Source organism: Pedobacter sp. ok626, from assembly GCF_900100435.1.
Taxonomy (GTDB): Bacteria; Bacteroidota; Bacteroidia; order Sphingobacteriales; family Sphingobacteriaceae; genus Pedobacter.
This window is the reverse complement of record NZ_FNEX01000003.1, coordinates 393,081-411,331: the sequence shown is the minus strand read 5'-3', so window position 1 is coordinate 411,331 and position 18,251 is coordinate 393,081. Positions and strand designations below refer to the sequence as shown.

The following is an 18,251-nucleotide window of genomic DNA, read 5'->3' as shown; positions in this document are numbered from 1 at the left end:
TAAGCTCGTATTCATAAAACCTTAATTTATTAGCTGATGTTTTTAATCAGTTCGAATATTCTTTTCTCTGTTTTTGTTTTGTAATTGGTTTCGTATTTATCCTCTTTTTGTAACTGAAAATATGCTTTAATGGTACTCAAAAATGTATCATCAAAATTATAAAACGAATAACTGTTTTTCTTTGTTTTGATTTCCAACTCAATGGCACTTTGATCTTTTTGCACGATGATTATTTTTTCTACTTGAACTTTATCAATGGTAGCCAGCTTGCTTGTTTGGATCCTTATTTGTGTTGGTGAAAATTCGAAACCTAATACTTTACCTTGGTAGTACACCCATAATGATATCATTATGGAAGCGGTAATGATGAATGGAAAAATAGTAAATCCTGCAAAAGCTTTAGAACGACGTTTTATTTATCGGTTAATTTCAATTCATGTAAGCTGGCTTTATAAAGTTAGATCCTTTCAATAAATCAAGCTTGCAATCCTATGATTGCAAGCTTTTTTTTATCCGGAATCTCAAATTACTTTGATTTACCTAAGATGTCGGCTAGCTTTTTTTCAAGCTCGGCGCCCTTCAGGTTCTTTGCAATAATCCGTCCGTTCGGATCTATTAAAAAGTTTTGCGGAATGGCTGTCACTCCATATAATTTTGCAGCCTCATTTTCCGCCTTTAAATCAGAAACCTGTGGCCAGAGCAGCTGATCTGTATGAATGGCTTCAATCCAGTCATTTTTTCCAGATTGCGCATCCAGCGACACACCCAGGATTTCAAAATTTGATCCTTTATAAGATTGATATAACCTGATCAGCGTTGGATTTTCCTTCCGGCAGGGACCGCACCAGGATGCCCAGAAATCAACTAATACATACTTCCCACGAAATGAAGAAAGCTGTACTGCTTTCCCCGTCGTGTCGGCCTGTGAAAAGTCAGGGGCCGTTTGACCTATTGCTACTCGTTTTAGCCCCTGAAGGGTAGACAAAAGTCCTTTGCCATCGTTGCTCTGCTGAATCTTCGGAGATAAACCCAGGAACAGAGACTCCAGCTTTTGAGGCTCAACATTAGCAATGTCCGCATATAAAGCTCTCAAACAGATAATGGATGATGGATTTGCTTTGATGAACTGCTCTACAGTTCCCTGTGCCAGCGCAGCCTGGTAAGCAATATCTTCGGCTATGATTTGTGTTCCGGTAGCTGTGGCAGCTCTGGCAGTCCCAGTACTATTCAATACCGTAGTGCCCTTGTCGATATATAAATAGCGGTAATCTTCGCGCGATGTTCCCGTACCTTTAGGATTTACATAAAAGATTCCCCGGTTGATGTCACTTAAATAACCATGAATTTCAAACTTGCCTTTTTTCAGTACCGCCGAATCAATTTTTGTCTGCGTACCCGTGTAATATTTTAAATAAACCTTAGCCGGTGCACTTAGCTGCCCGATTGTACCCTTTACAACAAAGTTGTTTTTTTGTGAAAAACCTACATATGGTATAGCCATAAACAGGATGAAGATAATTCTATACATAATAAAAGAAAATTAAAGCATTAATGATAATCTGGATTTTGGATGATGTTGGGATTTACATTGATTTCTCCCAATGGCATTGGCATTACTCTTCGGTAATCGCCCGCCTCAATGATGCCACTCGGATATTCCTCAGTTCGCATAATGTCTTGATTTAACCTGTTCAAATCGAAAAAACGGTCACCTTCGAAAGCAAGTTCTTTACGCCTTTCTTGCACGATATCAGCCAACAAGGCTAATCCAGATGAATGGTAAGTTAAAGAGGGATCACGCTGAGCCATTAATGCGTTTAATAAAATTATAGCTTCAGGCTCCTTATTGATCCTGTAGGCGGCTTCGGCCGCAATGAGCTGTACTTCCGAAAAGCGGATCACCTTTTTTTCATTAAAATCACCAACCAACACCGGGTATTTATTAACAATATAGGCAGGATTTTCTCCGCCAACTCTGTTTCTAACACCTTTAAGGATGAGGCTTTTCCTCACATCAGTAGCTGTGTAAGCATCATATAACGACTGTGTAGTCAACATCTCGCCTTCGCTGTTATCCGCTTGAACGAAATGCATGGAAAGTTCGTCAGAGCCGTTATTGTTAAATACGTCTGATGCCAGTTCAAAAAGTGTTTCAACTTTGTTGTCTCCATCATGCGGTGTAGCTGAAGCCCAGTAACCTGTAAGGGCAGCTCTGTTAACAGGCGTAAAGCCACTGTTGCTTAATACATCCTTTGCCAGGTCATAGGCATTCTGATAATCGCCATTATATAAGCTTACTTTGGCCTTTAAAGCGATTGCCGCGTATTTGGAAAACCTGGCCGAGCCATTGTATTGCGACATCAAGTTGATCGCCTTGTCCAGATCCGAAAGAATTTGCGTATAAACCTCTGCAACAGTATTTCGTTTTGGTAGGGCTGCAGGGTCGTAATGCAATACAACAGGCACGCCCAGACTGTTAGGATCGGTAGTGTAGGGTTTTCCAAATAAACGTACCAGGTCAAAATAAACCAGGGCGCGGATCGCATAAGCTTCACCTTTATATTGCAAAACATCAGCTCCCTGGTTCAGCTCAGCATCGATGATGTTATTCGCCTGGAGAATATTAGCATACGCAAAAAACCATACCCGGTTGCTATAGGCACCGTCTGTAGTAATTGAATAAGCATTCTCGCCATTAAACAAACCAATGTTAACGGTAGACAGGTAAATGTTATCAGCTAGTAGATCGCCGAGTAAAGGAACGGCAGCGCCCCTGAGCTCACCATTGCGTAAATTTGCATAGGTGCCATTCAGCGCTGTTTTGATATCGGCAGCAGTTTTTAATGCATCTTCCCTGGAAATGCTGGTATATGGTTTTTGGTCTAAAAAGCTTTTAGTACAGGAAACAATAGAAAGCATCGTCACAAAGCTCCCAATCAATAGTATATTTTTATTTAGATTCTTCATTTTCGTTAGTATATCACTCCATTAAAACTTTAGGTTAGCGCCCAGCGTAAGCACTTTTGGCATTGGGATATTGTAGTTGGATTGCCCGGTTAATCCGGCCTCCGGGTCATATGGCAATTTCTTATCCCTAACCCAGGTTGCCAGGTTTGTGCCGCGGATATATATACTTAAGCCATCAATTTTTGTCTTTGATAAAATACCCTTCTGGAACGCATAAGCCAGGGTTAATTCCCTTAACCTGATATAGTCGCCACGGTATAAAAAGCGGCTTGATGCCCGGCTGGAGTTGTTCGTATTGTTAAAGATGTAAATTGGAATATCGGTTACATCGCCAGGTTTTTGCCATGCCCTTAATTCTGATGCAAAATGGTTGAATGAACTGTTGTCGCCGTCAGATTGGGTATACCTCGACCAAAGATCCATCACATGATTGCCAAAATTATAATACAGTAAACCGTCAAGTGTAAAGCCCTTATAGCTAAAGGCAGAAGTAAAACTTCCGAATACTTTAGGCGTAGCCGAATGATTAGGTACCAGCTGAGCCAGATTATAATTACTTGTTGTCTGTGTTCTTGTTTCATCTGTATACCAAAGCGGTTTACCATTGGCTGGGTCTACACCGGCCCACTGGCGCAGGTAAAAAGTTTGAAAGTCGAGGCCAACTCTTCTGATCACAGAAGAACCTTTCATATCTTTTCCGTCAACCAGGGAAGTAATTTTGTTGATGTTCCGGGAGATATTGAAACCAGCAGTCCATTTAAAATCTGAGGTTTGAACAGGTGTTCCGTTAATTGAAAATTCAACACCCCGATTCCTCATCGAACCAATGTTATTTAAAAAGGCTCCTGAACCTGTAGTTCCCGATGTAGGCTGACTAAGCAGCAAATCGGTTGCTTTTCTATTGTAATAATCGAAGGTAAAAGACAACCTGTTGTTAAACAGGCCTACATCAAGGCCCAGGTTCAATTGCTTGTTTGTTTCCCAGGTAAGGTATGGATTTCCAACAGAAGTAGGGCCGCTGCCTACCTCGCCATTGTAGTTGAAGTTATAATAGGCTACAGAATAATCGCTCGAAGTTCCGTAACTGTACAGTTGTCGCCAGCCGTAATCGTCAATATTTGCATTCCCTGTCAAACCGTAACTTGTCCTGAGCTTTAAGATGTTGATGAACGGCACCGACTTCATAAAAGCTTCCTCCTGAACATTCCAGGATGCACCGACAGACCAGAAATTGCCGTATCGGTTTTTCTCGCTGAAACGTGAGGAACCATCACGACGGAAACTTCCCGAAATAACATATTTGCCTTTATAAGAGATGTCGGCAAGACTCAATAAGGAAGCTATGGTGTAATCTGTATTTGCACCTGAGGCTTCAAAAGGAGTAGTCCCATTTGATGGAACAGTAACTACAGGGTTTAAAGGCAAACCAGTGGTAGCTGCTGTTGAAGTATAATTCTGTGATTTTTGTGCTTCATAGCCCACTTTTAAATTACCTGTCCAGGTTTGATCCTTTTGAAGATCAAAATGATAGTCTACCATATTCGTCCAGGTCCAGTTAAAATAACGGGTATAAGCACGCGAAGAGAGGCCATTGTCATAAAAAGCTCCGGCTCCATGTGTTGGGTTATAATAAGTATCTTCCTCCAGGTTGTTGTAGTCTGTACCGAAACGGGAAGTGAAGCTTAGGTTGTCAGCGATCTTGTACTCGGCAGATAGCGTTCCTAAACCTTTGAACTGGTTGAGCTTGTTCTTATTGTATTTAGCAGTATAAAGAGGGTTCGATTTTGAACCAAAAACAGCTGCATCTATATTATAGGTTCCATCGGCATTATAAGGAGAGATGAATGGGAATAAATGTACCGCGGCAGTGATGGGATTATCTGAAGAACTGCCATTTGACGGTGAATTCTGTCCGTTTGCACCAATAATTATACTGGTACTCAGTGAGAACCGATCGCTTACCTTAGTCTTTAAATTGACCTTAAATGAGTAACGGTTGAAATCTGAGGCAATCACAGTTCCCTGTTGATTAAAATAACCACCCGATACATGATATTGCGTAGCACTCGTTCCACCGCTAATACTCAAGTTATACTGCTGCTGGCGGCCATCTCTTTGTACCAAGTCAAGCCAGTTGGTATTTAAACCACTTCCAGAACCAAATTTTTTATCCAGAAAGGTGAATACATTGTCGGCAGTCACGCCATTTAGCTTGGCATAAGCAGGATTGTTAAGTACACCCTGAGCAGTTAGGGTACGCCATTGATCTGTAGTTAAAAGTTTACCGGCTTCGGGCGTTGTACCCAGCTTTGTCAGGCCGTATTCCATGTCAAAATTAACTTTTGTTTTGCCCTGAACACCCTGTTTGGTAGTAATAACGATTACCCCGTTAGCGGCCCTCGAACCATATATTGCCGAGGCTGCAGCATCCTTTAAAACATTGATGCTTTCAATGTCGTTGGGGTTAATTGCAGATAAAGCATTTGAAGTGGTGGTTGCCCTCGACAATTGCCCCGAGCTTACTATAACACCATCAATAACAAATAGGGGATCAGAGCCGGCAGAAATGGAACCAATCCCGCGGATACGGATCTGTTGTAAAGCGCCCGGCTGACCTGATGAACCAACAGACTGCAGTCCTGCAACTCTACCTTGAAGCGATTGGTCTACAGAAGTATATGCCCGGTTTTCCAGTTCCTGAGATTTAACCAAACCCACAGCCCCTGTGGTGATTGCTTTAGCCTGCTTACCGTAACCGTTGATCACCACTTCGCTTAATAAACCACCCAATGGTTTAAGGCTTATCTTTACATCTCCAGTTACCGGTAAAGCCAGTTCCTGGGTCTGGTAACCTATGAAGCTAAAAAGCAGTACATCAGAAGCAGTTGGTAAACTAAGCTGAAATTGCCCTTTTGCATCTGTCACAGTCATCAGAGATGGATGCACTTTTGACCTTATGTTTACGCCCGGCATGGGTACACTCTGCTCATCGGTTACGATTCCCTGTACTACAATGTTGTTTTCTGCAACGGCCCCCTTATCCGCACTGATCACCACCACATTTTTGATCACATCATAGGTTAATGGGAGTTTGTCTAACAGCTTAGCCATTACATCAGCAATATCCGCGTCTTTAACATCAATGCTGATCAACCTTTTAAAAGGTACAACTTCATTGTTATAAGCAAAGCGGTAGCTGGTTTTCTGTTCAATTTTTTTGAGTGCATTGCTCAATGTGGTGTTCTTTAACTCGATGGTTACCCGGGTTTGAGAATACAACGACGCTCTGGTATTTAAAGTGAGCAGCGCAAGTAGGACAAGTAGCTTCATTTTTAGAAAATGTTTTCGATAGCGCGAGGCATAGTGGTTCTCAAAGAAAAGTTTGTTTTTCTTCATATATTTGTTTTGAATAGTTGATTAATAAAGGTTGATATTTTCTCTTTCCGGGGAAATCATCAGACATCAGTTATTTGATAACGGGGAATGGTCCAACATTTCCCGTTTATAACGCTATCTGGCTTTAGTTCGTTATCGTCAGTTTTTTTCCATTCAGCTTGTAATTAAAAGGTTTAGAAATTTTCATTATTTTAAGGATGTCATCAATGCTTTCATCGTCAAATATGCCCGTATAACGGTATTTCATCACATCCTGACTTTTAAATTCGACACTGATATCAAAGCGTCTTTCGAGCATTAAAGCAATGTCCGACATCAGACAGTTGGAGAATGCTATCTTATTTTCCATCCAGGCAGTTTCTACCAGCGGGCTATGCTCGTTCGGGCGCAGGAGGTTATCCAGCTTAATTTTAGGTGTATTTTCTGCATTCAAGCCCGAGTGTATAGGTTCGGACTGATCCTTCCTTACGGTAAGCTTTTCGTTTGGGCGTAAAATGATGGTTTCCGAAGGCCTGTCGTTAAAGCTAACTTCAATCCGTCCCTTGATAAGAGAAGTTTCGATCAGCTGGTCAGTAGGGTAGCTTTTTACGTTAAACGACGTGCCCAGTACCCTGATGTTGATTTTATCCGTATGGATCACAAAGGGATGTGCAGGATCTTTCTTTACATCAAAAAAAGCTTCGCCATCCAACCATACTTCCCGTAGTTTGCCCTTAAAATTATCAGCATACTGTAAACGGCTGTCAGCATTTATCCATACAGAGCTACCGTCAGGAAGCTTTACCATGGTTTTAGAACCTTTTTTGGTAACCACCTGACTTTTTAATGGACTATTCGAAGTAAAAGGAGAAAACAACCAGAGCAACAGCAAACAAACAAATAAAAAACTGACACTGCTAAGCCAAAGTAGGCGAGGGTTGATGGCTCTGGTAGAAGCATCAGGTGATGACTCAGAAACATGTAAATGCATTTTTAAAGAATGTAATGCAAAGGCCTGTTCAGCTTTACTCAGGTCTTCTTCGCGAACTTCCTCGTCGGGGGTGTTAAACGACAGGTAGACTTTTTTCAGCTCAGGATCGTTATCAATGATTTTTTTCAATTGATGTAATTCCTTTTCGCTCGCTTCACCTGCGAGCTGCCTGCTTAAGAGTTTAAAAAAAATATCTTCGGACATGGATTTCCTGTTGTTTCAATTAAGAGACAATAAAATCAATGCGAACCACCGGTCTGTTTGAAAATATTTTTAAGAATTTAAATGTTCCCTCATATAAAGGGTAATTTTTTTTAATGCATTTGTCATGTGACCTTCAATGGTATTGGTAGAAATACTTAAAATTTCGGACACCTGTTTATAGCTGAACCCCTCATTTTTTACCAGTCTGTAAACCACCTGGCATTTAGGAGGTAAGCTATCAATAGCTGTTTTCAAATGATGCTCAAGTTCTTTCTCAATAATGTGGTCAACCGGGCTTGCATTGCTTACCGGCATTAACTCCAGATCATCCAGTCCTACATAACGGAGGCCTTTATTTTTTTTCAGATGGTTGAAGGCCGAATTTTTTACCATAGTGAATAGATAAATTCTAAAATCTATTACCAGCTCCAATTTTGGTCCCATAAACCAGATTTTCATCATGGCATCAGCATACAATTCTTCAGCAAGTTCTTCAGAATGTACTATGGCTTTTGCAAAACGGATGACAGGTGTATAAAACAATACAAACAATTTGCGGTAGGCAGATTCATCCGCATTTCTTGCCACAGCGGTTTGTAAAGTAAGTATATCTGTTAAATCGGGCGCCATGCTTTGGTTTGTATTTTCTTAAGGGGCATCCAAACTTACTGATTTCTAATTAATATATTTTAAGGCTATTTGGAAATGCCTTTTAATAATTCTTTGGCCGGAATAGATTTTACATTTCCATCCTTATCACCAATGATTAAGCTCTCGTTATTTAGAGCGGCTTCTTCGGCCAATTTTCGCAAAGCTTTTTTGAGCCCAATCATTACCTTTTCAGTGAATGTAGAATTCAGATTTATAGGGTCAGGGTTTTTCATGGCTTTGTTGTATTAATATATCCCAAAGTTCATCATTAAAAATTACTTCGCAAAATTGTCGCTTTTAGCAATAACTTTCGGTATTAGGGCTACGCCCCAGTCGATTAGCTTTGTTCAACATGATTCAGATAACGTGGTAAATATTACTAAGAACCAATTCTTAAGCGAGCAACTATTTGTGTAAACAAAAAATTACGCAAATAAAAATATTGACAATCAGTGTGTTAATTGTCGTTTTCAGAACTAAAGGGTCAGATGTATTTTAGGGATCTGATAAGGCATCATTATTGAAACCGTTTCGGTACACACACAAATAAACACATGTATGAAAAAAGTAATTTTAATCTGCCTGGCGGTAGTGGCTTTAGGCTGTAAGAGCATGTCCTATCAAGAATCGCCAATTAAGATCGGTATGACAGAAAATGAATTCAAACGAACTAACCGTTCTGCAGAATTGATGTCGATCGATAATAGTGGGACAAATATTTATCGCATTACCTCCAAATCATTTGTTCCCAAAACTGAACCTTATTCATTCTTTTATTTTTATGAGGGGAAATTGACACGTTTTGTAAAATCAGATCGTATAGATGATTATAAATTTATTTGGTAAATCTGAAGCAAACGTTCTCATTTATTGAACTCACAAAGCCTCCAGAAATGTGAGGCTTTTTTGTGTTAAAAAAACCTATACTTTCTAGGAAATTTTAAAACCAATACCTGTTTTTGTTGTTTAGTTGGTACAATACATTTTAACTACGAGACTATGACTATTCAATTGAACACCGACAAAAACTTAACAATACATCAGGAATACGAAGAAAAAATTAAAAATGAAATCAATGAAGGTCTCGGGATGTTCGATGATTTAATCACCCGGCTGGAGGTGCATCTATCAGATGAAAATGGAAGTAAGGAGGGCTTAGATGACAAACGTTGTTTATTGGAGGCAAGAATTTCAGGTAGAGAACCTGTTGCTGTTTCCAGCTTAGGAAACAGTTATGATTTTGCTCTTCGTGGCGCCATTACCAAGCTAAAAAGCAGAGTGGAAACAATAGTCGGCAAAATTAAAGCCCGCTAGCAATACGTGTCTGAGCGATTTGTTCCAGCTCAACACTATAATTTATAGACTGGGTTTGAATCTCAGCAGGATCACACACAGCCTCACAGAAATGTGGGGCTGTGTACGTTTATACGTTGCGCGATAAGAAACCTATATCAGGTCAGTCCTTGTGTAAAAGTATTTTACATAGCACCGGCTCATTACCTACAAAATCTAAAATCTCGCAGCAAAAAGGCTTGTCTGTTTAAAATAAGGCTTAGATACTAAAATAATTATGGATATTTTTGTACCGAAATACAATTCCATTTTGACTACAGATCTTTTCCTTGTTACGCCACCCTTTACACAACTGAATACACCGTATCCAGCAACCGCATATATCAAAGGTTTTTTAAATACTAAAAATATCTCCTCAACTCAGGCTGATTTAGGTATTGAAGTGATTTTGGCCTTATTTTCCAGAAAAGGTTTGGAAGATCTTTTTACTCATGCAGAGGGGCTATCGGATCAGTCAAAAAGCCCAAATTCAAAACGAATCCTCGCCTTAAAAAACGAGTACATCAAAACGATTGATGCAGTTATTGCATTTTTACAAGGCAAAAATCCAACCCTAGCTTTGCAAATCTGTCAGGAAGACTATTTGCCAGAAGCTTCAAGGTTTGAGCAATTGGATGAGTTGGATTGGGCATTTGGTACCATGGGGACTCAGGACAAGGGGAAGCACCTGGCGACGCTATACCTTGAGGATATTTCGGATTTTATCATTGAGTGTATCGACCCTAATTTTGGTTTTAGTCGCTATGCCGAAAGATTAGGTAGGAGCGCAAACTCATTTGATGAGCTTTACGGCGCTTTAAATCAGGAGTGTACCTATATGGATAAGCTACTGATGGCTATTTTAGAAGAGAAAATTGCTGTTATTCAGCCTAAGTTGTTCGTCATTTCTGTTCCATTTCCAGGAAATTTATATGCCGCTTTCCGTTGTGCACAGTATGTGAAAAGAACTTATCCCAATATTAAAATATCAATGGGTGGCGGTTTTGCCAATACGGAATTACGTTCTCTTTCTGACCAAAGGGTATTCGAATTTTTCGATTATATCTCCCTGGATGATGGGGAATTGCCTATTGAGCTGATCTACGATTCGATCACAAAAGCAGGGGCTTTTCATCTATATAAGAGAACTTTTTTGTTAGAGGATGGAGCTGTAGTTTATAAAAATGATGCTTTAAGGAGCGATTATAAGCAGTTCGATGTGGGAACGCCCGATTATAGTGATTTACAATTGGATCGATATATTTCTGTTATAGAAATTGTAAATCCAATGCATAGGATGTGGAGTGATGGCCGCTGGAACAAGTTGACAATGGCACATGGCTGTTATTGGGGGAAATGTACATTTTGTGATATTTCTCTGGATTACATCAAGGTATATGAACCAGTTGCTGCTAAATTGATCGTCGACCGCATAGAAGAGTTAAGTGAAAAAACTGGCCAGAATGGCTTTCACTTTGTAGACGAGGCTGCACCGCCAGCTTTGATGCGGGAAGTTGCATTGGAGATTTTAAGAAGAAAGATCTCCGTAACCTGGTGGACAAACATTCGGTTTGAGAAAAGCTTTACCAGGGACTTATGCATTTTACTTAAAGCATCAGGCTGTATAGCCGTTTCTGGCGGTTTAGAGGTAGCATCGGATAGGTTGTTAAAGCTAATAGACAAGGGCGTAACGGTTGAGCAGGTTGCGCAGGTTACACGAAACTTTACGGAAGCAGGAGTGTTGGTTCATGCTTATTTGATGTATGGGTATCCAACGCAGACCATTCAAGAGACAATAGACAGTCTGGAAATGGTGAGGCAACTGTTTGAAGCAGGAGTTTTACAATCTGGCTTCTGGCATCAGTTTGCCATGACCGCTCATAGTCCTGTTGGTATGCATCCAGAAAGATTTGGTGTGGTTAAGGAGACAGAAGTGGTCGGAACTTTTGCCAATAATGACATCAATTACATCGATAAAACAGGAATAAACCATGATCAATTTAGTTTCGGACTAAAGAAGTCACTCTTCAATTTTATGCATGGTATCTGCTTCGAATACAAATTGCAGGATTGGTTTGATTTTAAGATTCCGAAAACAACCATTCCTTCAGATTTTATCGAGAAAGCCATAGGGGAGGAAAGTAAGTTGAACACTAAACCCACTGCCAAAGTAGTTTGGTTAGGAGGTAAGCCTGATAAAGAAATCTTTACAAAGTATAAGAAGAACAAGCCTTTGGAGATGTTGATTTTAACCTTTTATGATAAAAAGGAAACCTTTAACATCCAGGTTAATAAAAATGAGGGAGAATGGCTGGCTTCCATCTTACAAAAAACAGCGGTATCCAATACACAGGTTTATACTTTTCAGGAAATTAAAGCCGATTTTGAAAAGACAATGGAATACTTTGAATTGTTCTGGTATTCGGAACCTATTTATAGCTTAAGAGATTTTGGACTGTTGGTTTTATAGCTCAATGATTAAGAAAATCACCATTTAAAGCGCTGGACGGCTGTAATGTCCATTATCTCTAATTTCTCCATTTTCATCCAAATAGATATCCACAAAAGTGTCTCCTTCAAGATAAGTCTCATAGGGTGTATCTTTTGAGGCTTGCATTTCCTGAAGCATTGGGATTAACTGTTGACCAGCCTGTTGCTGTTTTTCTCTTACCTCTTCAGCTTCCTGCTTGCTGAGGACACTCTTGCTTAGTTCTGATAAACTATACCAGCTACTGGCCAGTTCATTTAATTCTTTATTGAGGTTAAGCATAATTTATTTTTTTTTTGAAACATTTTTAGTGGCGATGTGTTTATATCCTTGAGAGCGTTAATTTAGAAACGGTGGGTGATCGGAAGGGTCGTCCACCGTTCGTTTTTAGCCCGAAACCAAAAATGTTTCGGTTGCTCTATATAAACAACGGCTAAGCACTAGTGTTTCAATTTTTTTGAATATTCGCTTAGTGTACCTGCTTAAATGAATCTTTCAATAAACGATTTTCGGGGAATCATATGGAGGTAAGCGTAAGCGCCAGAAAGCTGAGGTCGTTGCTTCAACTGGTATAAGAAATGCCCACCCAGGTCTACAATGATGGGGCATTTAGCCTGGTACCATACAGCATGTGGATGCTTCCAGCAAAAGGAATAGTAATGAGAAGTAAGTTTGATCGTCTTTAATTCCGCATGATAGAAGTTTAATCTTTTGGCATTGTTGCCTAATAGCAAATGATCTGATTTGCGGACCATAGAAAGATGATCCGTATGACAAAACTCATAACCATCAAGTCTGGGATCATCCACATCTGGCAAACTTTTAAGAATCCTGAATCCTTTAAACTTTTTACCGTTCAATATCCAGATCAACTTGGGATAAAACGCCTCTCTGCTTTTCAGTTCCGCCATGCTGATTGGGGAATTTTGAAATTCGAGAGTAGTGCCGCAAGGTGTATGTACATCTGCACGATGAAGGTCCCCTAACAATTTGTCCGGAAAACTAATCTCCCGGAAAGTAGGGGGAAAGGCAAGTTTCCAGTTTTTATGCCAAGGCGTTTCACCAGGATAACATCTGGGTATATCTAAGTTTAAATTCATCTGAACACTGCTAAAACACCAACGGGCTTCAAATTTATACTAAAATAATTAGTATTCAAAAAATTAGATAAAATCCCATATTTTTGGGTTCTATTCCATAATAATAACTTTCTAGCTATGAATATTGAAGATTTGCGTGATTATTGTCTTAGTAAACCTGGAACCACCGAAGGAATGCCGTTCGGAGAACAGACACTGGTATTTAAAGTAGGGGGTAAGATCTTCCTGTTAATTGGATTAGAGCAAGCCAACCGATTCAATGTTAAATGCGATCCTGAACGCGCTATAGAATTACGGGAACAGCATCATGAAATTATCCCCGGCTTCCATATGAATAAGAAACATTGGAATACCGTTTATCTGGATGGTGGTCTAAGCCCGGCATTAGTCCGAGAATTGATCGACCATTCTTATGAGTTGGTATTGAAAAGCCTACCTAAAAACTTGCAGAACTTGTAAAGTAAATTCCCATAACCGATAGACTCATTTTTTTATTTTTATTATCTTTGGATATGAAATTAACGTCACTTATGCTCTCTGCATGCTTTTGTATGGCTTTATCGAATGCCGCTCTAGCACAAAATGATTATATAATTACCCTGAAAAATGATACGCTAAGGGGTGGAATAACGAAGCCGCTGATTGGTAAGCATAGGTTCAAGGAAACGGAGGAATCAAAACCGATCGTGATCAGCGAAAAGAATACCAAGGTTTACCATCGGACTTTCAGCACAAAAGAGCCGGAAACTTTTGTAGCCAGAGCTTTGCCCAATCAATCGAAGCTGAGATTTTTGCAGTTGCACGAGCAGGGCGAGATTCAATTATATGAATTTGAGAGGACAAGCCCTGGTAAGTATGGTAATGTTACCGTTACTTCCTGGTATGCCAGTAAGGGGGATGGCCTTTTGCTTAGTATAAAAACGGATGCGCTTTCTTTTTCCCGTGCTGAGAAGGAAAGCAATTTCGAACAGTTGTTGGGCGATAACCCTACCTTATGGGCAAGGTTTAAAGCCGAAAAGAGTTTTAGCTTTGATGTACTGAGAAATTACATCAAATTATATAACGAAGAGAAAAAAAATACTACTACAACTAAGTAATTGTCACATTGAAATGAGATCTAAACGTTTTGTATTTATAGTAGTTACAGTTTTTGGGGCTGTACTTTTGATAAGTGGATGTGAAAAGAAAGGGTGTCCTGATGGTATGCATGAGCAAACCATTGCCGGTGGTTCGACTATATGTGTGCCAGATGATCTTGGAAAACGATAGTTTTTTCTGATTATAATGATCATTCTTTATTAATATGCTTCATATGAGTAATTTAAAGATAGCATTTCCTCCTATCGTAAATAAGAATAGCCGAATCCTTATTTTGGGGACTATGCCAGGTGATAAATCCTTAAAGTTGCAGCAGTACTATGGTCATGCTGGTAATCATTTTTGGAAAATCATATTTACTCTTTTTGATCAACCATTTTCAAAGGATTATGAAATTAGGAAGCAGCTATTGCTTGATAATGGTATTGCGCTTTGGGATGTTTTAAAAGCCTGTGAATGTGAGGGCAGTTCCGACAATAACATATTGAATGAAGAAGCGAATGATTTTCAATCATTCTATAATAAGTATCCGGAAATAAAAACCGTTTTTTTTGGAAGCCAGAAAGCAGAGACATTTTATAATAAATATGTTCTCAAATCTCCTAATAAGTCATATTATAAATTGCCTTCTCCAAGTAGTGCAAACACATGGAAAACATTTGAACAGAAACTGGACGAATGGAAATTAATCAAACATTCTTTATTCCTTTCTGTTTATCAGAAGTTATAAAGAATTCCCCCGAAGTCTATTGATAAATAATAACTCATGGAAGAAAGCAAACAACACTGGGAAAATATCTATGGGCATAAACAGCCCAATGAGGTCAGCTGGACACAGGAAGTTCCTGAAACCTCTATGAATTTTATTAGTAGCTTTAAATTACCTAAAACAGCAAAGATCATAGACATTGGTGGTGGCGACAGTAAGCTAGTTGATTTTTTAATAGATGAGGGGTATGAAAACATCACCGTGCTGGACATCTCGGAAAAAGCATTGGAACGTGCAAAAGAACGACTTGGTCCTAAAGCAGATAAAGTAACCTGGGTAGTGTCGGATATTCTTGATTTTGTCCCGGAAGGGCAATATGATGTTTGGCATGACCGCGCTGCTTTTCATTTTCTAACCAGTCCCGAACAAATTTCAACGTACCTGAATATCGCAACGGCTGCAGTCACAAGTCGCTTAGTGATTGGGACTTTTTCTAAAAATGGACCACTGAAATGCAGTGGGCTACCTATCAAACAATACTCCGAAGCTGAATTGCAAGAGACATTTGCATTAGGGTTTGATAAAATCAACTGTATCACTGAAGATCATATAACGCCCTTCGGTACCAAACAGAATTTCCTGTTTTGCAGTTTTTCTAAACGTTAAGCTTAAGAAAGGGTAAATAATCGCTGATGCCTATTCGGCATCTTCATTCTTCCATCGTCGCCCTAAGCAGATTCACCCAACCACAAACCTAAACATTCGTGATCGGGTGAATGATTACTCTGTTAAAGCAACTCCGCTTTTATGGTTTTAACAGGATTGCCTCGTTCAAGTGCATTATGCTCTTGCCAATGACTGTGCTGCTTTTCCATTAACTGGGCCGCTTGCCAAACCAATAGTTTGGCCTCAAGCCTTGCCAGACAAAGCTTCTTGTTTTCCAGTTGCGAACGCGTATCCATTGCCATTACCTGTAAGCCAGATGGTAGGTGAGTGCCTCTTACAGCAGTTTCTACTTTGTTTACATTCTGACCGCCAGGACCGGATGAGCGACAGGTTTCCAACTTCACATCTTTAGCGTTCCATTGCATCAAATCCTCAACATCAAAAGCAGCTACACCAACAAACCAGTTTTTGCGCTTATGGTACTTTCTGTAAGGACTTTGTGCTATCCATTGTATAGTGCCAACCCATTCTGTTATAAAAGCACCCAAGCTATCTCCTGTTGCCATCATCGTTGCGGATAATAGCGTTCTGTTTAAATCACCAGCCTTATTTTCCAACACCTGCAATGCTATGCCTTGCTGTTTAGCCTGTTTCATCATTAGACTTTGCACACAAGCTACAACCCGGCAGCATTCTGCCGGGCCTTTGCCTGATGTGATTTGTATCATCATCTTCTTCATGGCTAGTCCTTATTCATTCTAACGATCCGTGGAAAAAACTTGCCTTGAATATCAACCAGCTCTCTTTGAGCTGTGATCACAGCTTCGATATCCTTATATGCTAAGGGATTTTCTTCAACTGTTCCGCCAATTAAGGCGACACCTGCACTGCTTAACAATTTCTTCATCGCAGAAACGGTCATGCTGTCTTTTGCCTTTTGGCGACTCATCGCACGACCTGCGCCATGCGAAGCTGAGAACAAAGCATCTACCGAACCTTTACCCGAAACCAGATAGGCAGGGGTAGTCATGCTGCCCGGAATAATGCCCAATTCGTTCTGATGCGCCGGTGTGGCACCCTTGCGGTGAAGAATCACTTCTTTGCCGTCAGCAAGTTTGTCCTTCCATGCAAAATTATGATGGTTTTCTACAACATGTAAAGCAGTTAATCCTAATGCTTTTAATAAATTGGCATGTATGCGCTCATGACAGGCTTTTGCGTAATCTCCAGCCAAGGTCATTGTGAGCCAATATTCCTGTCCGGCTTCGCTGTTCATGTCTAACCATGCCAACTGTTGCGCGTGGCGTGGAAGTTTACAAGTGTTCATGGCAATCTGGGTATAGTGCCTTGCAATGGCCGAGCCCAAACCTCTGCTTCCAGAGTGAGTTAATAAAGCCGTATACCTTTTAGCAGGTAGCCCCAAGGTGTTATCAGGCAGCATTTCAATCTCACCGAATTCTACAAAGTGGTTTCCGTTGCCAGAAGTTCCCAATTGCCTTGCCGCTTTACCGCGCAAGGGTTTTAAAAAAGGAATCTCATTAAACACTTGACTATCCAAAACCTCATGTTCCTGTCTGATATCCAGACCACCTTCCATCCCGAAATGAGTATGGCTTTTTAAAGCCTGTTTGATCTGGTATTCAAACCGCTTCAGAAAACCATCACTCTCGTCGATAATAGAGAGTGCCATTCTACAACCAATATCCATTCCTACTGCGTAGGGGATAACCGCATTATCAGTAGCCAGCACACCGCCAATTGGCAAGCCGAAGCCCATATGCGCATCAGGCATTAGCGCACCCTGTATACTGATTGGTAGCAGGTTGGCCAACTCCATTTGCTTTTTAGCCGACGACTCAATATGCTTCCCACCGTAGGTTTTACAAAACACAGGTTCATCTCTCAACTCATAAGTTTTGAAGGATGGTGTATTAATCTTGCCTATAATTTTTTCAGCTATTTTGGTCGTTAATTCATTATCCAGAAATGCTTCCGGATCGTTTTTTATATCCACTAACAGATCCAGCAATTGCTGTTTACTGTAGTGTTTAAAATTTTTGGAGGCTATGCCAATAACCAGGCTTCGCAGCTGATCATTATGATAACCTATTTTACTTAAATCTTTTGTTCTTAAATTGCCCATGTGGCTTATATTTCTGATTCCAGGAACGCTTTTTTTATGCGCATACCGGGATATGTTATCAATTTGGTTTGTCCGTAGGACTCCCAATTAATTTCTTTTAAAATTGATTTTTGATTTCGATTCGTCCTTGAGAAAGGATATACCCTTTTTAATGGGCTCAATGAAATCCAATGAATTGAAGCAGGCAAAATAAGTTATAGGGTTACCAATGTAACCCTCAACGCATTCAATAAAACACAGTGTTTTCCTGCCTAATTAGGCAATGAGCGAAAGGGGCGATATGTAGATTTGCTCTGTCATGATTCCTTGATATTTAAATGTTAACAAATCAGGAATTGGCTGCAAATATATAGAATTAATTTTAAAAGCATTATAATCATTCGATATGCAAACCGATCCAGTAATGATATATCAAACTACAGAAGGCGAAACTGCTATTGATGTTAAACTGACAGATGAAACCGTTTGGCTTACTCAAAATCAAATAGTAGAGTTATTTCAATCCAGTAAGGCTAATATCAGTGAGC

General features: G+C 39.9%; 19 protein-coding genes. 8 read left to right on the top strand and 11 right to left on the bottom strand.

Translation table 11 applies throughout. The features are described from left to right. Nucleotides 1–29: 29 nt before the first annotated feature. The 7 genes from BLS35_RS06070 to BLS35_RS06040 all read right to left on the bottom strand — a co-directional run bounded on the left by BLS35_RS06070 (nt 30) and on the right by BLS35_RS06040 (nt 8,421). Nucleotides 30–350 carry a hypothetical protein gene (locus BLS35_RS06070; protein ID WP_090778822.1) on the bottom strand — a complete coding sequence of 107 codons (321 nt, stop codon included), beginning with the start codon at nt 348–350 and terminating at the stop codon, nt 30–32. Between the two features lie 176 nt (nt 351–526). After that, entirely contained in the window at nt 527–1,528 is a 1,002-nt protein-coding gene (locus tag BLS35_RS06065; protein WP_090778820.1) for a TlpA disulfide reductase family protein, read from the bottom strand. 20 nt (nt 1,529–1,548) lie between these two features. Next, entirely contained in the window at nt 1,549–2,967 is a 1,419-nt protein-coding gene (locus tag BLS35_RS06060) for a RagB/SusD family nutrient uptake outer membrane protein (protein WP_090778818.1), read from the bottom strand. 21 nt (nt 2,968–2,988) lie between these two features. After that, nucleotides 2,989–6,363: a TonB-dependent receptor gene (locus tag BLS35_RS06055; RefSeq protein WP_090778816.1), complete on the bottom strand. Its 3,375-nt coding sequence runs from the start codon at nt 6,361–6,363 to the stop codon at nt 2,989–2,991. 124 nt (nt 6,364–6,487) lie between these two features. Beyond that, nucleotides 6,488–7,537 carry a FecR family protein gene (locus BLS35_RS06050; RefSeq protein WP_090778814.1) on the bottom strand — a complete coding sequence of 350 codons (1,050 nt, stop codon included), beginning with the start codon at nt 7,535–7,537 and terminating at the stop codon, nt 6,488–6,490. Nucleotides 7,538–7,606: 69 nt separating this feature from the next. Further along, the gene (locus BLS35_RS06045) at nt 7,607–8,167 is read right to left on the bottom strand and encodes a sigma-70 family RNA polymerase sigma factor (RefSeq protein ID WP_090778812.1); all 561 of its coding nucleotides are present in this window, start codon (nt 8,165–8,167) and stop codon (nt 7,607–7,609) included. Nucleotides 8,168–8,232: 65 nt separating this feature from the next. After that, complete coding sequence (locus tag BLS35_RS06040; protein ID WP_090778810.1) at nt 8,233–8,421, bottom strand: hypothetical protein; 189 nt, start codon at nt 8,419–8,421, stop codon at nt 8,233–8,235. A 325-nt stretch (nt 8,422–8,746) separates the two neighbouring features. On the opposite strand from BLS35_RS06040, the gene BLS35_RS06035 reads away from it, so the two are divergent. The 3 genes from BLS35_RS06035 (at nt 8,747) to BLS35_RS06025 (ending at nt 11,990) form a co-directional block, all read left to right on the top strand. Continuing rightward, nucleotides 8,747–9,034, top strand: coding sequence for a hypothetical protein (locus BLS35_RS06035; RefSeq protein ID WP_090778809.1), 288 nt, complete (start codon nt 8,747–8,749; stop codon nt 9,032–9,034). 153 nt (nt 9,035–9,187) lie between these two features. Then, nucleotides 9,188–9,502 carry an HPF/RaiA family ribosome-associated protein gene (locus BLS35_RS06030; RefSeq protein ID WP_090778807.1) on the top strand — a complete coding sequence of 105 codons (315 nt, stop codon included), beginning with the start codon at nt 9,188–9,190 and terminating at the stop codon, nt 9,500–9,502. Nucleotides 9,503–9,758: 256 nt separating this feature from the next. Then, nucleotides 9,759–11,990 carry a B12-binding domain-containing radical SAM protein gene (locus BLS35_RS06025; RefSeq protein WP_207909090.1) on the top strand — a complete coding sequence of 744 codons (2,232 nt, stop codon included), beginning with the start codon at nt 9,759–9,761 and terminating at the stop codon, nt 11,988–11,990. Between the two features lie 24 nt (nt 11,991–12,014). On the opposite strand, the gene BLS35_RS06020 is transcribed toward BLS35_RS06025, so the two are convergent. Further along, entirely contained in the window at nt 12,015–12,290 is a 276-nt protein-coding gene (locus BLS35_RS06020) for a hypothetical protein (protein WP_090778805.1), read from the bottom strand. A gap of 200 nt (nt 12,291–12,490) precedes the next feature. Continuing rightward, nucleotides 12,491–13,108: a competence protein CoiA family protein gene (locus BLS35_RS06015; protein ID WP_090778803.1), complete on the bottom strand. Its 618-nt coding sequence runs from the start codon at nt 13,106–13,108 to the stop codon at nt 12,491–12,493. Between the two features lie 117 nt (nt 13,109–13,225). Here BLS35_RS06015 and BLS35_RS06010 point away from each other — a divergent pair, with 117 nt between their 5' ends. From BLS35_RS06010 to BLS35_RS05995, 5 genes are read left to right on the top strand one after another with little or no spacing between them, the layout of a single operon-like run. Further along, the gene (locus BLS35_RS06010; protein ID WP_090778801.1) at nt 13,226–13,567 is read left to right on the top strand and encodes an MmcQ/YjbR family DNA-binding protein; all 342 of its coding nucleotides are present in this window, start codon (nt 13,226–13,228) and stop codon (nt 13,565–13,567) included. A gap of 53 nt (nt 13,568–13,620) precedes the next feature. Next, nucleotides 13,621–14,205 (top strand): hypothetical protein, encoded by a 585-nt coding sequence (locus BLS35_RS06005; RefSeq protein WP_132225941.1) that lies wholly within the window; start codon nt 13,621–13,623, stop codon nt 14,203–14,205. A gap of 13 nt (nt 14,206–14,218) precedes the next feature. Further along, complete coding sequence (locus BLS35_RS27680; RefSeq protein ID WP_165973233.1) at nt 14,219–14,377, top strand: hypothetical protein; 159 nt, start codon at nt 14,219–14,221, stop codon at nt 14,375–14,377. Between the two features lie 43 nt (nt 14,378–14,420). Then, nucleotides 14,421–14,936 carry a DNA-deoxyinosine glycosylase gene (locus BLS35_RS06000; protein ID WP_090778797.1) on the top strand — a complete coding sequence of 172 codons (516 nt, stop codon included), beginning with the start codon at nt 14,421–14,423 and terminating at the stop codon, nt 14,934–14,936. Between the two features lie 36 nt (nt 14,937–14,972). After that, nucleotides 14,973–15,581: a class I SAM-dependent methyltransferase gene (locus BLS35_RS05995; protein WP_090778794.1), complete on the top strand. Its 609-nt coding sequence runs from the start codon at nt 14,973–14,975 to the stop codon at nt 15,579–15,581. A gap of 122 nt (nt 15,582–15,703) precedes the next feature. Here the strand turns inward: BLS35_RS05995 and prfH are convergent, their stop codons facing one another. Further along, entirely contained in the window at nt 15,704–16,312 is a 609-nt protein-coding gene (gene prfH, locus BLS35_RS05990; protein WP_254778696.1) for a peptide chain release factor H, read from the bottom strand. Between the two features lie 11 nt (nt 16,313–16,323). Next, nucleotides 16,324–17,724 carry an RtcB family protein gene (locus BLS35_RS05985; RefSeq protein WP_090778790.1) on the bottom strand — a complete coding sequence of 467 codons (1,401 nt, stop codon included), beginning with the start codon at nt 17,722–17,724 and terminating at the stop codon, nt 16,324–16,326. Nucleotides 17,725–18,251: the final 527 nt, after the last annotated feature.

What these genes read in the sequence shown, in the direction of transcription:
- BLS35_RS06015 (WP_090778803.1), bottom strand. Translation starts at nt 13,108, where the DNA reads ATGAATTTAAACTTAGATATACCCAGATGTTATCCTGGTGAAACGCCT.
- BLS35_RS06040 (WP_090778810.1), bottom strand. Translation starts at nt 8,421, where the DNA reads ATGAAAAACCCTGACCCTATAAATCTGAATTCTACATTCACTGAAAAG.
- BLS35_RS27680 (WP_165973233.1), top strand. Translation starts at nt 14,219, where the DNA reads ATGAGATCTAAACGTTTTGTATTTATAGTAGTTACAGTTTTTGGGGCT.
- BLS35_RS06005 (WP_132225941.1), top strand. Translation starts at nt 13,621, where the DNA reads ATGAAATTAACGTCACTTATGCTCTCTGCATGCTTTTGTATGGCTTTA.
- BLS35_RS06020 (WP_090778805.1), bottom strand. Translation starts at nt 12,290, where the DNA reads ATGCTTAACCTCAATAAAGAATTAAATGAACTGGCCAGTAGCTGGTAT.
- BLS35_RS06065 (WP_090778820.1), bottom strand. Translation starts at nt 1,528, where the DNA reads ATGTATAGAATTATCTTCATCCTGTTTATGGCTATACCATATGTAGGT.
- prfH (WP_254778696.1), bottom strand. Translation starts at nt 16,312, where the DNA reads ATGATGATACAAATCACATCAGGCAAAGGCCCGGCAGAATGCTGCCGG.
- BLS35_RS06010 (WP_090778801.1), top strand. Translation starts at nt 13,226, where the DNA reads ATGAATATTGAAGATTTGCGTGATTATTGTCTTAGTAAACCTGGAACC.
- BLS35_RS06070 (WP_090778822.1), bottom strand. Translation starts at nt 350, where the DNA reads ATGATATCATTATGGGTGTACTACCAAGGTAAAGTATTAGGTTTCGAA.
- BLS35_RS06035 (WP_090778809.1), top strand. Translation starts at nt 8,747, where the DNA reads ATGAAAAAAGTAATTTTAATCTGCCTGGCGGTAGTGGCTTTAGGCTGT.
- BLS35_RS06050 (WP_090778814.1), bottom strand. Translation starts at nt 7,537, where the DNA reads ATGTCCGAAGATATTTTTTTTAAACTCTTAAGCAGGCAGCTCGCAGGT.
- BLS35_RS05985 (WP_090778790.1), bottom strand. Translation starts at nt 17,724, where the DNA reads ATGGGCAATTTAAGAACAAAAGATTTAAGTAAAATAGGTTATCATAAT.
- BLS35_RS06045 (WP_090778812.1), bottom strand. Translation starts at nt 8,167, where the DNA reads ATGGCGCCCGATTTAACAGATATACTTACTTTACAAACCGCTGTGGCA.
- BLS35_RS05995 (WP_090778794.1), top strand. Translation starts at nt 14,973, where the DNA reads ATGGAAGAAAGCAAACAACACTGGGAAAATATCTATGGGCATAAACAG.
- BLS35_RS06025 (WP_207909090.1), top strand. Translation starts at nt 9,759, where the DNA reads ATGGATATTTTTGTACCGAAATACAATTCCATTTTGACTACAGATCTT.
- BLS35_RS06055 (WP_090778816.1), bottom strand. Translation starts at nt 6,363, where the DNA reads ATGAAGAAAAACAAACTTTTCTTTGAGAACCACTATGCCTCGCGCTAT.
- BLS35_RS06060 (WP_090778818.1), bottom strand. Translation starts at nt 2,967, where the DNA reads ATGAAGAATCTAAATAAAAATATACTATTGATTGGGAGCTTTGTGACG.
- BLS35_RS06000 (WP_090778797.1), top strand. Translation starts at nt 14,421, where the DNA reads ATGAGTAATTTAAAGATAGCATTTCCTCCTATCGTAAATAAGAATAGC.
- BLS35_RS06030 (WP_090778807.1), top strand. Translation starts at nt 9,188, where the DNA reads ATGACTATTCAATTGAACACCGACAAAAACTTAACAATACATCAGGAA.